This is a genomic window from Amycolatopsis sp. CB00013, from assembly GCF_001905755.1.
Classification (GTDB): Bacteria; Actinomycetota; Actinomycetes; order Mycobacteriales; family Pseudonocardiaceae; genus Amycolatopsis; species Amycolatopsis japonica.
On sequence record NZ_LIWC01000002.1, the window covers coordinates 346,034 to 361,203 of the forward strand.

At 67.2% G+C, this 15,170-nt stretch carries 9 protein-coding genes; 6 read left to right on the forward strand and 3 right to left on the reverse strand.

The window, feature by feature from the left end:
• Nucleotides 1–36 precede the first annotated feature (36 nt).
• Both AMK34_RS11600 and msrA read right to left on the reverse strand, forming a co-directional pair.
• Entirely contained in the window at nucleotides 37–2,565 is a 2,529-nt protein-coding gene (locus AMK34_RS11600; protein ID WP_073845147.1) for an N-6 DNA methylase, read from the reverse strand.
• A gap of 346 nt (nucleotides 2,566–2,911) precedes the next feature.
• Nucleotides 2,912–3,406, reverse strand: a complete 495-nt coding sequence (msrA, locus tag AMK34_RS11610; RefSeq protein ID WP_038508087.1) for a peptide-methionine (S)-S-oxide reductase MsrA — start codon at nucleotides 3,404–3,406, stop codon at nucleotides 2,912–2,914.
• Between the two features lie 108 nt (nucleotides 3,407–3,514).
• Here msrA and AMK34_RS11615 point away from each other — a divergent pair, with 108 nt between their 5' ends.
• The 5 genes from AMK34_RS11615 (at nucleotide 3,515) to AMK34_RS11635 (ending at nucleotide 13,694) form a co-directional block, all read left to right on the forward strand.
• Nucleotides 3,515–3,841, forward strand: coding sequence for a hypothetical protein (locus AMK34_RS11615; RefSeq protein WP_073845149.1), 327 nt, complete (start codon nucleotides 3,515–3,517; stop codon nucleotides 3,839–3,841).
• A gap of 87 nt (nucleotides 3,842–3,928) precedes the next feature.
• Nucleotides 3,929–5,422, forward strand: coding sequence for a TIGR02677 family protein (locus AMK34_RS11620; protein WP_073845151.1), 1,494 nt, complete (start codon nucleotides 3,929–3,931; stop codon nucleotides 5,420–5,422).
• Nucleotides 5,419–6,639: a TIGR02678 family protein gene (locus AMK34_RS11625; protein WP_073845153.1), complete on the forward strand. Its 1,221-nt coding sequence runs from the start codon at nucleotides 5,419–5,421 to the stop codon at nucleotides 6,637–6,639. The genes AMK34_RS11620 and AMK34_RS11625 overlap by 4 nt, the downstream gene beginning before the upstream one ends.
• Nucleotides 6,636–10,619 (forward strand): TIGR02680 family protein, encoded by a 3,984-nt coding sequence (locus AMK34_RS11630; RefSeq protein ID WP_073845155.1) that lies wholly within the window; start codon nucleotides 6,636–6,638, stop codon nucleotides 10,617–10,619. Before AMK34_RS11625 ends, AMK34_RS11630 begins: the two co-directional genes overlap by 4 nt.
• An 87-nt stretch (nucleotides 10,620–10,706) precedes the next feature.
• Nucleotides 10,707–13,694: an AfsR/SARP family transcriptional regulator gene (locus AMK34_RS11635; protein WP_241832754.1), complete on the forward strand. Its 2,988-nt coding sequence runs from the start codon at nucleotides 10,707–10,709 to the stop codon at nucleotides 13,692–13,694.
• Here AMK34_RS11635 and AMK34_RS11640 read toward each other — a convergent pair.
• Complete coding sequence (locus AMK34_RS11640) at nucleotides 13,691–14,104, reverse strand: hypothetical protein (RefSeq protein WP_073845157.1); 414 nt, start codon at nucleotides 14,102–14,104, stop codon at nucleotides 13,691–13,693. The two genes, AMK34_RS11635 and AMK34_RS11640, sit on opposite strands and share 4 nt — an antisense overlap.
• A 128-nt stretch (nucleotides 14,105–14,232) precedes the next feature.
• On the opposite strand from AMK34_RS11640, the gene AMK34_RS11645 reads away from it, so the two are divergent.
• A complete protein-coding gene (locus AMK34_RS11645; RefSeq protein WP_073845159.1) occupies nucleotides 14,233–15,081 on the forward strand; it encodes a DUF4394 domain-containing protein in 849 nt (282 codons plus the stop codon).
• Nucleotides 15,082–15,170: the final 89 nt, after the last annotated feature.

Consider the following 15,170-nt stretch of genomic DNA (forward strand, 5'->3'; position numbering starts at 1 on the left):
ATCACTTATCCCCAAGGGCAAGTCGCGTCTTGAAAATCAGCCTTCCATGGAAATCGGTTCTATTTCGCCGTCCACCGCACTGTCACCTGCACCAGGGATCACGAATCCGCTGAACTCGGCACGAGCAGCGAAAAGGCGCTTCTGCGAATGTTCCTGTTCCTCTTGCGTCCGCTTCTCGGTAGCTCGAAGCTCCATTGAGACCTTCCGCTGCATATCGACCGTCATATCCATCGGCACCACAATAGAATTGGCATGCTCAACTGTCAGCTCGATTAGCCCAGTTGAACCAGAGAAAAGACGATTAGACTGCACACGCCCGAAGCCGACTCGTAGATAGTCAGACAGATAGTGCGGGTCAATAACTGCAGGATCCACTCGCAAAATTGTCACATGACCATCAGCGACAGCAGGATCATTCGATTCGTAAACAGCACTCTTTCCAAGAGTCCCGTCACCCGTCGAGGACAGCAAAACGTCGCCGAACTCAAGTTTGCACTTGCCAGGCATGTCGTCGTACACAGTCTTCTCGATCCAGTCGCCGGAGTCGACAACCTCTCCATAGTTCGTGATCGATGATCCTGCCTTGACCACACGTGCATAACCGTCTTCTCGATCAACGTATAGCGCCGCCACAGGACTCTTGCCGCGATCGGTGGCAATTTTGTTCAGCTCGTGAAGCGTCTTTCCGCCGCGAGAAAGCATATCTTTAATCTTGTCTCGAACACGCAGATCCCAGTACTTGAAGTCCAAACGCCTCGCCGCATTTGCCCGAATATCCGCACTAGACACTTTGAAAGCACGCCAGTGATCGCCATTGAATTCTCCGCGATCGCCCCTATCCCAAATCGTGGCCATATCAGAACAGAGCCGATCAAAATCAAATCCGCGAACACTCTCGCCAGAAGCGTAAAATCCCAGACTTTCCAGAGCAACAAAGAGAACGTCGTAATCTTCGAGCGGGTCTTCTTCTCTCTCGTCAAATCTTTCGAGAATAAGGAGACTCGATTTGACTGTTATCTTATTGGGCTTAAAAGTGCTCGCAGGAAGACTTACGACCGCCCGAACCCGGGCACTACTTAAAATGAATTCACGCGTATCTTTTGCGGTGTCAGTATTCAAAGCGCCGTCGTCAATTACTGTACAAACAGTACCCCGCGGCTTGACAGCTTTTACCATCCTTTGAAGAAAGAGCAGTTGACCCTTCTTCGTGGGTGCGGGGTATGCCCTCAGATCAGCCGCAGACAAGTCGGACTCACTAGTACCGAAAGGAGGGTTGCTGATAATGAGATCATAGACACCTTCGTCGAGCGACCACAGCTTGGTTCCGACTTCCAGACTGTTCGCCGCTTCGATGTTCGTGTGACCGTCTCCCGAGATGATCATATTCATCTTCGCAGACGAGGCGACACCAGGATTGGCGTCGATTCCAAAGAAGGTCTCTTCCCTCAGCTTCCGTCGAACCAGCGTCGCAGCAGCTGGAGACAACTCACGAGCCGCTCGCCGGCGGTCGATCTCGTCAAGCGCATCCTTCATAAGGAAAACAAGAAATCCACCCGTCCCGCACGCAGGATCCAAAACTTTCATGCCCTGCCCCACGGCGACAGAGTTGACGATCATCTGCCTGCCGACGAGCTCGAGCATCAGTTCGACGAGCGGGCGCGGAGTGAAATACTGACCCAACTTCTTGCCCTTAAGCGTAGCCCGCACGAAGTACTCGAAGGCGGCGCCCTTTGTATCCAAACCGCTGTCAGTGAACGACACCTTAGACAGCTCGACCACGAGGTAGAGATACGTCTTTGCCTGCTTCAACTTCAGACCTTCGGTAATGACGTCACCGTAAGTCGTCCGGTTGTCATGAATCATACCGTCGACGAGCCTCTTTACCTCGTCCGCCTTCGCTTCCGGTCGCTCGGCGAGTTCATGAAACCGGGACGAATAAGGCAACTCAATATCACTCGTAGGGTCATCCGCTTTCTCTTCCAAAAGACGCAGAAAGAGAAGCTTCGAGAAGTCCGCGAAAGCGTTATCTTCGTTCTTTTCTAGATTTCGAATCTTGTTGTGACACCGCGCGAACAGTGCATTCAACTGCTTAAGGGGAAGTCCCGGTCGATACGGAAGCGTCTCGTCGCTCTCATCAAGTGACGCCACATTTGGGTTCGCCCGCAGTCGTGCAACCACCTTCGAAATTTGCGACTTGTGCGGAAGCATCGCGCGCCCGCTTCGCTTGCCATTCACACTAAGGGCGCCCTTTGTGTGCGTATTGATAAGCTCGAGGTCTTGCCCATTCGTCAGTGCAACGAACGGCACCTTAAAAGATAGACCATAGCCAATCGCCTGTTGCCGATCGGCCTCGGTCAGTTTGTGCGATTGACGCTTTGCCTCGATCAGGAACTTCGGAGTCCTTCCACCAGCAGTGACAGTAATGTCAACGAACTTCTTGGTGACGGTATCCTCGGTCGGAACTTCGAACGAAACGTCCTTATCGATGTCATAACCACGGCGCACGAGGTAAGGCAGGATCCTCTTGACAACGGTTTCTGTTTCAGAGATCGACCGGGGTGACAAGAGATTCTGCCTTTCATAGCTGTTGCAGTGACGGCACGGAGCCTTGTCAGTCTACTGAACAGCGGGCCTCCACCTGCGGCTACCGCAGCCTGCGGGCGTGTCCCGCTTCATGCTAGCGCGACGTCTTGGTTCATGCTTAGGGCATAGCTGGAGGGCTGGCGTCCGAGTCCGGGGGCCTCGAAATACTTCGCCGCAACCGCAGAGTGGTTGAAGTACCGGTCCCCCACCAGCCCCAGTCCCGCGCGCACCTCGACGTGGTCGCGCGAGACCGGGGACGGATCAGGACGCGCCCCCAAGGCGGGACGGCCCTCGTACGCATGCACGGAGGAGACGTGCAGCGCGACGATCAGCGCTCGCCGAGCTGCCATTCCGGCCGCACGTAGTGGCAGGTGTAGCCGTTCGGGATGCGCTCCAGGTAGTCCTGGTGTTCCGGCTCGGCTTCCCAGAAGTCACCGGCCTGGGTCACCTCGGTGACCACCTTGCCCGGCCACTTCCCGGAGGCGTCGACGTCGGCGATCGTCTGTTCGGCGACCTGCTTCTGCTTGTCGTCGGTGTAGAAGATCGCCGATCGGTAACTGGTGCCGATGTCGTTGCCCTGGCGGTTGAGGGTCGTCGGGTTGTGGATCTGGAAGAAGAACTCCAGGATCTGCCGATACGTCAGCTGCGCAGGGTCGAAGACGATCTCGATGCCTTCGGCGTGGGAGCCGTGGTTGCGGTAGGTCGCGTTCGGCACGTCGCCGCCGGTGTAGCCGACCCTGGTGGAGACGACCCCGGGGTGCCGGCGGAACAGGTCCTGCATGCCCCAGAAGCAGCCGCCCGCGAGAACAGCCTTTTCCGTCACTGTAGATCTCCTTCGGTCGTTGACACCCAGTACAACGTGTCGAACCGCCCCTGTCATCCCCGTCCAAGTGTGACGGAACGCTTACGTCCACCGTGCGTCTCACGCTAGGTGAAAGCCCTCCTCGCGGTCCTCGTCCTCCTTCTCGCGGGCTGCGCGACGCCCCAGCCAAGCCCGACACCGGAAGACGCCTTCCGGTTCGGCGGGATCTCGATGCCTGCCAGCGGCAAGGTGCTGGAGACGCAGTACGACCGGGGCATCGACTCGCGCTACGTCGTCGTCCTGACCCTGCCGGCGGAGGACGTGCCCAAGCTGCTCGAAGGGTCGAACTTCGCGCCCGGGGTCCTGAACGACGACCGGGTTGTCGAGGGTCGTCACGTCTACCGCAAGGTCACCGTCGAGGGGACCACGGTGCGCCTCGAGATGTTCACGACGTGAGCACTCTGAGTGAAAAAGATGGGCCGTTCGGACTCGCCTGGGTGACCCCCTAACGTGTACCTCCACGCACCATCCGCCGGAGGACGCATGGATCCGTTCCGTGTACCGCCCGAGCTGTTCCGTTTCACCGACGGGAGCAGATCAGGGCTCCCCCTGGCGATCCTGCACGCCTTCGGTGAGGCGAACGAGCGGCTCGAGACGGCGCTCGGGATCGACGACGTCCGCACGCGGCTGCGTGAGGTCGGCTGGCTGGAGACGCTGGACGACGAAGACCTCGTCAAAGCGTTGGACCAGCTCAAGGGCCAGGGCCACCTCGACGTCGTCCAGAGCCACGCGGGTGATTACCGGACCGCGTCCGAGTACGAGCGCCGCAATCTCCAGTACGCGCTGACACGGCAGGGCGAGGCGGCGTACGCGGGTGTGGTCCGCGCGAACGAGGTGCTCAACGCGACCGGGGCGCTTCAGACGGCGGCGCTCGAAGCGCTCGGCGAACGGCTCGGTGAGCTCGCGAAGCAGCTCGAAGACGGCACCGACAGGCGCGTGTTCAGCACGCTCTCCGAAGCCGAGGGCCATCTCGAAGCGTTCCGCGACAACACGAAGCGCTTCAACGGCGACCTCCAGCGCCTGCTGCACGCGGAGGCCGACCTCGCGACGTTCCACGAGGTCAAGGCGGCGACGGTCGCGTATCTGCAGGAGTTCCTCAACGACCTCGAGCATCACACCCACACCATCGCCACCCGCATCAAGGAGATCGACGACCACGGCATCGAGCGGGTGCTTCGGCGGGCGCTCAACGGAGCGGCGCTGCCGAAGCCCGACGCGCGCTGGCTCGACGTCCGCAAGGCGCGGTGGGACGGGCTGCGCGCGTGGTTCCTGCCCGAGGACGGGGCGACGCCGCGGGTCGAGGACCTCCACAATCTCGCGCGGCGGGCGATCATCACGCTTCTCCAGGTGCTCGACCGGATCACCGAGTCGCGGCGGCGCGCGAGCAGCGCGGTCGCCGATTTCCGCGAGCTGGCGCGGTGGTTCACCGTCGTCCCGGCGCAGGAGGACCTGCATCGCCTGTGGTCCACGATGTTCGGGCTGAGTTCCGCGCGGCACGCGCATCTCGCCCACGCCGACCCGGAAGTGGTCAGCACGACGGCCTCGTGGCTCGACGCGCCACCGGTCGAGGTGTCGGAACTGCTCCGCTCCGCCGGCCGCACCGAGCGGTTCACCCGGACCGGGCGGGTTCGCGACGTGAGCGCGATCAGAGCCGCGAGAGCCGAAAAAGCCCTGCAGGAACGCGCCGAGCTCGAGGCGGCCTGGAACATGCTCGACACCGGCGGCGTCGTGCGGCTTTCGGCGTTCGAGAAGCTGGACCACACCGTTTTCGAGCGGCTGCTGGACCTGCTGGGTCAGGCGTTGGGCAGGCCTCCCGGCGCGGAGGGCGCCCGGCGGAGCACGACGTCCGACGGCCAGATCGAGATCGTCCTGCGACCACCGCGGAACGGCGCGGTCGCGCGCCTGACCACCACGAGCGGCGTCTTCCGTGGCCCCGACTACGAAATCGAAATCAGCACGGCCGGAGGCGGTGCGTGAGCCTCACCAACCAACTGGTCATCGCGGAACGCGAAGAGGTCGCGCGCGGGATCCGGGCCCTGCTGGCCACCCCGCTGATCGGCGAACGCGGCTCCCCCGAGACCTTCGACCTCATCCGGCGCCGCCGCGAACCCATCCGGCAGTGGTTCGACTACTACTGCGGCTGGACGCTCACGGTCGAACCGCGGCTCGGCTACGCGCGACTGATCAAGGTCCGCGCGGCCGCCGACCCCACCCGCCCGGCGCGACGATTGCGCTCCGGGCGCGCCGCGTTCGACCGCCGCCGTTACGTCCTGCTGTGCGTGGTGGCGGCCGAACTGCTGACCGTGCCGGTGACGACTATCGGACTCCTCGCCGGCCGCGTCGCACAGGCGAGCGCAGCCGACGACCTCGTCACCACGTTCGACGTCGCCACCAGGGCGGAGCGGCTGGCGTTCGTGGACGTCCTCAAACTGCTGGAGTCCTTCGGCGTCCTCGAAGCCGCCGACGGCGATCCGGAGTCCTTTGTGGACGATCCGGCGGCGAAGGTGCTGTTCCGGGTGGACGCGACGCTGTTGCTGCGGTTGCTCGCCGCGCCGGTCGGTCCTTCCCAGCTCGCCGTGCCCGCCGACGATGTCGCGCTGCGGTTCGAGGAGCTGCTGGAAGCGGTGTCGCACGAGCAGCGCTACGGCCTTTCCTCCGGCCGTCACGAGGACACCCCGAGCGCGTCGGACGTCCAGCGGAACCTGTGGCTGCGGCACACAGTGTTCCGCCGTCTCGTCGACGATCCGGTGCTGTACTTCGCCGAACTGACCGCGGAGGAACGCGCGTACCTCGGCACCCCGACCGGGCGCCAGTTGCTGCGGCGTGCCGCCGAGCAAGGCGGTTTCGTCCTCGAAGAGCGCGCGGAGGGTGTGCTGCTCGTCGACGTCGACGGGCTGGCCACCGACGAGCGGTTCCCGGACGACGGCAGCAACGCCAAGGTCGCCGCGCTCCTGCTGCTCGACGCGCTCGACGAGCCGCGCACCATCGATTACCTGCAGAAGGCCACCGCCAAACTGCTGAAACGCTTCCCCCGCTGGGCCAAGACCTACCGGGGCAAGGACGGCGTGCGACGGCTGACCGTCGACGCGCTCGCCGTGCTGACCGGCTTCGGGCTGGTCCGCGCCGAAGCCGAACTCGTCCGGCCGCTCCCGGCCGCCGCGAGGTACACCGACCGCACCGAGGAGGCGCCGTGACCGTGACGAGGTGGATCCCCTCCCGTGCGGGCATCCTCAACATCTGGCGCTACTACGACGAGATCTTCGAGTTCCACGACGGGCGCCTGCTGCTGCGCGGCCCCAACGGGAGCGGGAAGTCGAAGGCGCTGGAGCTGCTGCTGCCGTTCCTGTTCGACGCGAGCCTGCGCGCCAACCGGCTGTCGACCTTCGGCACCAGCGAGCGCAGCATGCACTGGAACCTGATGGGCGAAGGCGCTTCCGGCGCCACGCGCGTCGGGTACGTCTGGCTCGAATTCGGCATGGCGGGCGAGAAGTGGTTCACCTGCGGCGCGCGACTGCAGGCCAGCACGCACACCAGCACGGTGCACGCCGACTTCTTCACCACCGACCTGCGTGTGGGCGACGGCTTGCCGCTGGTCAACGAGGCCGGTCAGCCGCTGACCAAGGGCGCGCTGGAGGAGGCCCTCGGCGAGCACGGGACCGTGCACGACGGCGCGGCCGAGTACCGCGCGGAGATCCGCGCGAAACTGTTCCCCACGCTGAGCGAACAGCGCTACGACGCGCTGATCACCGCGCTGCTCCAGCTGCGGATGCCCAAACTCTCGCAGCGGCTCGACCCGAGCCTGCTCTCCAACCTGCTCTCCCGCGCGCTTCCGCCGTTGGGGCAGCAGGAGATCGCGGATCTCGCCGAGGGTTTCGAACGGCTCGACGCGCAACGCGAACGGCTGGGCTCGCTGGAGACCGAGGTCGACGCGACCCGTGCGCTCGCCGCGCGGCAGAAGACCTACGCCCAGCGTGTGCTGCGCGCGGGCGCCGCGAACCTCATCAACACCACCACGGAACTCGACGAACTCGCCGCGGCCGCCCGCCGATCGGCCGAGGAGCACGACGAGGTCGCCGCGAAGAAGGAGGCCGCCGAGGAACGGGCGGCGAAGCTGGAAAAGGACGTCGAAGAGACCGAAGCGCGGCTGTCGGGGCTGACCGAATCCGAGTCGTATCGCAAGGGCCAGGAGCTCGACAAACTGCGGCAACGGACCTTGTCCACGAGTGAGAAAGCGGAGGCACTGCGCGCGGACGCGGACCGTCTCCGTGCCGAGGCGGACGCCGACGAGGAGCGCTCAAGGGCGGCGAAGCAGGTCGCGAAACGGCAGGCGGACCTCGTCCGCTCGCTGGAGACCGAGGTCCGCGCCGCCGCGACCCGCGCGAACCTGGCCGGCGTGCACGACGAACTCGTCTCCGGGCTGGACGAACCGGCCCGGCTCCGCCCGTTGCTGCAGGCCGCCGTCCGCGGCAAACGCGACCAGGTCGAGGCGCTCGGCCGGACGCTGGACAAACACGAACGCGCCGTCGGACGACGTCACCAGGCCGAAGCGGACCTGGACCGCGCACGAGCGGATTTCTCGATCGCGCAGGAGCGGGTCGAACTCACGACGGCGACGCGGGAACTCGCGCTGAGCGATCTGCGCACCCGGCTCGCCGAATGGGCGATCGGCTGCCGCGAGCTGCGGTTCCCCGACGTGGAAGCGGTCGTCCGGGACGCCGAGGCGGAGGTCTCGCTGCTGGGCAGGCTCGGCGTCGTCGCCGAGACCGTGCTCGAAGACATCATCCGGCGGGAGGCGGCGACCGGTGCCGCGCTGGCCACCGCGCGCGCCGAGCACGACGAACTCCTCGTCGAGGCGGGCGTGCTCGAAACGGAGGACATCCTCGCGCCCGAGCCGCCGCGCACCCGCACGGCGGACCGGGCCGAGATGAGCGGCGCGCCGTTGTGGCGGCTGGTCGATTTCGCCGGTTCGGTCCCGGAAAGCAGCCACGCGGGGATCGAGGCCGCGCTCGAAGGCGCCGGTCTGCTGGACGCCTGGGTGAACTCCCACGGGGTCGTCGACGGCCACGACGTGCTCGCTGAGTCCGGAACGCTGCCGGTGGCCTCCGGTCGTTCGCTCGCCGACGTCCTCGCGCCGGAACCCGACGCGGAGGTTTCCCCCACGAAGATCCGCCGGATCCTGGAAGTGATCGCGTTCGACGACACCCTCCCCGCCGGTCCCGCGGCGATCGGCGCGGACGGTGGCTGGCGGATGGGCAGCCTGTCGGGTAGCTGGACGAAGGACGCCCCGGCCTACATCGGTGGTTCCGCGCGGCTGCGCGCCCGCGAACGCCGCATCGCCGCGCTGCGGGACAAGATCTCCCTTCGCGAGAAGACCATCGCCGAGCTGGAGGGCGAGCTGGCCGCCCTGCGCGGCAGGCGTGAGCTGATCAAGATCGAACGCGCCGCCCGCCCCGGTCACGACGATCTCCTTGCCGCGACCGGGGAACTGACCACGGCCGAGGCCGAGCTGACCGCCGCCGACGCCGCCGTCCGGCATCTGGAGAGCGCCGTCTCCGCGCTGGAGATCGAGGCCAAGACCGCGCTGCACGAGCTGACGGCGCAGGCTTCGGAATCCGGGTTGCCGACCGAACGCGCGCCGCTGGCCGCGCTCGCCACGGCTCTGCGTACGTACTCCGACCAGGGCGAGAACTGGTTGTACGAGCACGGGAACCTGCTCACCGCGACCCAGCGGGCCGAGCTGTGCGCCGAGCAGGCGGACCGGTCGGAGGGGAACGCCGCCCGGCGCGAGGACGAGGCCGCCGACGCGGAGGCCGAACGCACCAAGCTCACCGCGATGCTCGACGCGATCGACGGGACGGTCGGCACCGGCCAGCGCGAGGTGCTCGCCGAGATCGACGGCCTGCGCACGAAACTGCGTGCACTCTCGGGCGAACTCCGCGCCGCGAACGCCGACGCCAAGGAGCTCGCGGTGTCGCTGGGCGCGCTCGGCGTCCGCCGGACGACCGACGCGCGGGCACGCGAGGACGCGACCAAGAAGCAGGACGCCGCCGCGCTCCGGTTCCGGAAGCTCGCCACCGGGATCTTCCCCGCGGACGGCGGGATCGAGGATCTGCCGAAGTTCCAGGCCACCCTGTCCGCGTCCGAGAGTGTCCGTGCGGCGCTCGACACGGCCCGGCTGGTGGCCGCGGCGTGGCCGTCCGTGCCGCACGCGCCGAGCAACCTCGGCGAAGCACTGCACCGGCTGTCGGAAGCCGTGCACACCTGCCGGAACACGCTCAGCTCGCGCGCGGAACTCGATCTGGAGACCGACGAGGACGTCCAGATCTTCACCGCCGTCGTCGACGGGCTGCGGGTCGGCGCGGCCGAACTGCTCAAGATCCTTTACGCGGAAGCGGAACAGAGCAGGCACGAGATCACCGATCGCGAGAGCGACCTGTTCGACAAGACCCTGACCGGCGACACCCGCCGTCATCTCGCGGCCCGCATCCGGCAGGCCAACGACCTCGTCGACGGCATGAACGCGCGGCTGGAACGCGTGCGGACCGCGTCGCGGGTCGCCGTCCGGCTGGTCTGGCAGGTCTCCCCGGATCTGCCGCCGGGCACCAAGACCGCGCGGGATCTGCTGCTGAAGGATCCGGATCAGCTGACCGCCGAAGACCGCGTGTCACTGCACAAGTTCTTCCGTGAGCGCGTCGAGCAGGCGAAGGCGGACGACACGGCGACCAGCTGGGAACAGCAGCTCGCGCAGGTCTTCGACTACACGTCGTGGCACCGGTTCGTGGTCAAGGTGGACCGCGCGAACGGGGCGGGCTGGCAGCTGCTGACCAAGAAGCTGCACGGCGCGCTTTCCGGTGGGGAGAAGGCGATCGCGCTGCACCTGCCGCTGTTCGCCGCCGTCGCCGCGCACTATCAGGCCGCGCCCGAGGCGCCGAGGGTGATCCTGCTCGACGAGGTGTTCGTCGGCGTCGACACCACCAACCGGGGGCAGGTGTTCGGCCTGCTGTCCGCACTCGACCTCGACCTGATGCTGACGTCGGACCACGAATGGTGCACCTACGCAGAACTCGGCGGCGTCGGGATCCACCAGCTCATCACCGGCGGTGACGGCGACGACGCGGTCACCACGGCCCGGTTCACCTGGAACGGCCACGACCTCCAGCCCGCCGGGCATTAGCCTGAGCGGCCCCAAAGCCGGGCGCAGCGGGGCCCTTTCCGTCGTTTTTCCTTGTGCGGCGCGGAAGGGCTCGCTACGTTCCTGCCGGTGGCTGTGCGGATCCAGGTGCTGGGCTCGCTGCGCGTGTGGCTGGCCGGGGCGGAGGTCGACCTGGGACCACCGGGCCGCCGCGCCGTCCTGGGATTGCTCGTGCTCGCCGGCGGCGAGGCGATGTCCAAGCAGGAACTGGTGGACGCGCTGTGGGGTGACCGGCCGCCGCGCAGCGCGGTGAACGTCCTCCAGACACACGTCAAACATCTGCGGCGGCTGCTGGAACCCGGCCGCCCGTCGCGATCCGGGAGCGACATCCTGCCGCATGTCGGCGGCGGTTACGCGGTGCGCTGGGACGCCGTCGAAATCGACCTGCCCCACGTCCGCGGGCTCGTCGCCGAAGCGAACGACGCCCAGCGCGACGGCGAGACCGGCCGTGCCGCGTCCCTGTTCGGCGAGGCCGTGCGCCGGTGGCGTGGCAGGCCGCTGGCCGACGTTCCTTTGCTCGCAACGCATCCGAAGGTCCTGGCCCTGCTCGCGGAACGCCGTGCGCTGCTCGCCCGCTACGGCGACGCGATGCTCGCGATCGGCGCCGCCGACGAAGTGCTGACCGAACTGGTCGAAGCCGCCGCGGATCAGCCGCTGGACGAACCCGCGCAGGCCCGGTTGCTCCGCGCGTACCACCGCGCGGGCCAGCGGGCGACGGCTTTCCGGCTCTACCAGGACGTTCGTGAGCGGCTGCTCGAAGAACTGGGCGTCGAACCCGGGCCGGAACTCGTCGCGGCGCACACCGCGCTGCTCGAAGACGGCGAACCGCTCCCGAGCCCGCGTCCCGCCACCCGGGTCCCCCGGGAGTTGCCCGCCGAACCACCCGGCTTCACCGGCCGGGCGAGCGAACTGTCTATTTTGGACGAATTGGTACCGCGTCCCGGCGGCTCCGGTGGCGCGGTGGCGCTCGCGGCCGTCACGGGAACGGCGGGCGCCGGGAAGACCGCGCTGGCCGTGCACTGGGCGCATCGGGTGAAGGACCGGTTCCCGGACGGGCAGTTCTACGCGAACCTGCGCGGCCATTCCGGCGGCGCCCCCGCGACCGCACTCGAAGTGCTCACCCGGTTCCTGGCCGCGCTGGAGATCCCCGCCGAACGGCTTCCCGCGGACACGGAGACCGCGTCCGCGCTGTACCGGACGCTGATGACCGACCGGAAGGCGTTGGTGGTGCTGGACAACGCCGTCGACGTCGAGCAGGTCCGGCCGCTGCTGCCCGCCGGCCCCGGCTGTCTGGTGCTGGTCACCGCCCGGGACCGGATGGCCGGGCTGGTCGCCTTCCACGGTGCCCGGCGGATCACCTTGGGCGTACTCGATCCCGGTGAAGCGCTGGAACTGCTCGCGCGGCTGCTCGGCGTCGAGCGAGTCCGGGCCGAACACGAAGCGGCCGTCGAGGTGGCCGGGCTGTGCGCGTATCTCCCGCTGGCGCTGAGGATCGCCGCGGCCAATCTCGCCGACGATCCCGGGAACGGCATCGAGGACTACGCCATCGAGCTGCGCAAGGGCAATCCGCTCGCCGCCCTCGCCGTGCCCGGCGACGAGCAGATCGCCGTCCGGACCGCGTTCGACCTTTCGTACGCGGCCTTGCCCGCGGAAACACGCCGCCTGTTCCGGCTGCTGAGCCTGGTGCCGGGCAACGACATCGGCGTCGAAGCGGTCGAGATCCTCACCGGTTCGGACCAGGCGGGGCGGATGCTGGACACGCTCGCGGGCGCGCATCTCGTCGAGCAGCACGCGCCGGATCGCTATCACTTCCATGACCTGCTCCGCCGTTATGCCGCCGATCGCCTGCAGGAATCCCCGGCGGAGGTCGGATCCGCCAGGCGACGCCTGCACGAGTGGTACCTGCGTGGCGTCGACGTCGCGGCGAAACTGTTGTACCCGCACATGTTCCGGATCCCGCTGGCCGTGCCCGACGGCCCGGTTCCCGCCGCACCGGCGGAGTGGCTGGAAACCGAGCTGGGAAGTCTTGCCGCCGTCGCCGAAGACGCGGCGCGGACCGGACCGCTTTCGGTCGCCTGGCTGCTGTCCGACGCCCTGCGCGGCTACTTCTGGATGTCGTCGCGCCAGGTGGAATGGCGGGCGACCGCCGAGGCCGCGTCGTCCGCCGCCGAGGAGGACGGCGATCTCCGCGCCCGCGCGTCCGCCCGGTTCAGCCTGGCGGATCTGGGTTTCCGCCAGGGGCGCTATCGAAAGGCCGTCCGGGACTACACCGGCGCGCTAGTGCTCGCCCGGCGGGCGGGCTGGGTGGAGGCGCAGGCCGCGGTGCTGGGCAATCTCGGTTGCGTGTACTGGCAATCCGGACGGCTCCCGGCGGCCGCGGCACGGTTTTCCCGAGGGTTGGAGCTGAGCAGACGCGCCGGAACTCCCGCCGGGGAGGCCGTCGCGCTGGGCAATCTGGGGCTGGTGCAGTGGGAGATGGGCGATCTTTCCGGGGCTGCCGGGCATTACGTCCAGGCGCTGCGCCGGTATCGCGGCATCGGCTCGCGCTACGGGGAGGCGATCAACCTGGCCAACCTCGGGCAGACGCAGCACGCCCGCGGCCGGGTCACGGAGGCCGCCGGGCTGCTCACGAAGGCTCTCGCGCTGCATCGCGATGCTGGGAATCGCGCCGGAGAAGCGGAAACGCTCGGCAGGCTCGCCTCGGTGTACTGCGATCTCGGCCGTCGCTCGGACGCGCTCGACCACGCGCGCGAAGGGCTGCGCCTCGCGCGAGAGACCGGCGAACCACGCGGTGAGGGCGAGGCGCTCGTCGCACTCGCGCGCGTGCACCAGCGCTCGGGGCACCGGCAGGAAGCCGTCCGCCGGTACCGGCAGGCTTTGGTGCTGTTACGGGAAACCGGCGACCGGTATCCGGAGGTCGACGCGCTCATCGGGCTCGCCGGCGTCACCGGCGACCTCGGGCAGGCCCGTCAGGCACTCGCCCTCGCCGACCAGGCGGGCTATCACGCGTTGCGAAGACAGGCGTCGGCCGCGGTGGAATCGATCCGCCGGGCCTAGACCGCTATGTCACCGCTGATGTCGTACGCGCCCGCCGGGTGGAAGGTCACGACGACCCACGGGTTGACGCCGTGTTCCTTGCCCGCGCTGTCCAGGCAGGAGAACTCGCTCATGTCGAACACGCTCCACGTCTTGTCCGGGAGTTGCCTGATCGACTCCTCGACACGGCCGACCCAGCGACAGGCCGGGCTGTGCACTCGCGCCGCCACCGAGGGTTCCGCCCAAACGATGCTCCCGCCCTCCGCGCACCACGAAAGGTCGAACGTGTAGGTCCACCTCCCCGGATCTTCCAGCACGACCGGCTTGATGACCTTGGCACCGGAAGCGCATTCCCGGGCCGCTTCCGCCTCGCCCGGAACGGCGAACGTGAGACCGGCGCAGAGGATCGCCGAGCAGACTAGGACGTTCATCGCTCCCACTGTTCCGCCGGACTCGCTCGTCCGCAAGCCGCCGGATGCCGGGTCCAATCGACGTCCAATGGCCGTCCAGTGCCGCCGAATAGCTTGTGCTCGCACAGTTTCCGCTGAGGGGAGTACGGATGAGGGCACGACTCACGAAGGTCTTGACCGTGGTGGCGCTCGCGACGACGCTTGTCGTCGGGACCGCGAACTCGGCGCAGGCCGCCGGGCCACGGGCGTTCGCGATCTCGTCGGACGGCAAGCTGATGGCCACCTTCTACACCGACACACCCCAGGTCCTCGACTGGGTCCGGCTCGTTCAGGGTCTCACCTGCGGGGAAACGCGCCTGATCGGGCTCGATTTCCGCGTCCAGAACGGTTTGCTGTACGGCGTGGGCGAGAAAGGCTGTATCTACACGATCAAATTCCCGCCCGCGGCACCCGACGTCATCGTCACGAAGGTCTCGCAACTGAGCGTTCCGTTGTACGGCAAGGACTTCGGCGTCGACTTCAATCCGGCCGCCGACCGGCTCCGGGTGATCAGCGACTACGGCCAGAACCTGCGGCACAATCTCGGTGACCACGTCACGATCGAAGACACCATCCTGACCACTCCGCCGGCGGGCGGACCGACCAGGGGTGTCACGGCGGCCGCCTACACGAACAACGATCTCAACCCCGACACCGCGACCACGTTGTTCGACATCGGCACGGCCACCGACCAGGTACTCGTCCAAGCGCCCGCCAACAACGGATTCCTCAGCCCGACCGGCGCGCTCGGCGTCGACACCGGCCCGATCGCGGGCTTCGACATCTACAGCGATCTGACCAACGGCAAGACGACCTCGGTGAGCGGATTCGCCGTGCTCAACCCGGCCGCCGGTCCGTCGGCCTTCTACAGCGTCAATCTGCTGACCGGTGCGGCGGCAAAGATCGGCGACTTCCCGCTGCCGATCGGGGATGTCGCGGTGGCGCTCGACGGTAGCTGAGTGGGGAACGCCGCTGTCCGGTGTCCGGCTTTCTCGCTGGGCACCGGATGGTGGTGTTTGGGGGGTTCCGGGGATCGGTAAGGCTGCGA

Coding starts and splice junctions, on each gene's coding strand:
- AMK34_RS11620 (WP_073845151.1), top strand. CDS start 3,929: ATGGATCCGTTCCGTGTACCGCCCGAGCTGTTCCGTTTCACCGACGGG.
- AMK34_RS11640 (WP_073845157.1), bottom strand. CDS start 14,104: ATGAACGTCCTAGTCTGCTCGGCGATCCTCTGCGCCGGTCTCACGTTC.
- AMK34_RS11645 (WP_073845159.1), top strand. CDS start 14,233: ATGAGGGCACGACTCACGAAGGTCTTGACCGTGGTGGCGCTCGCGACG.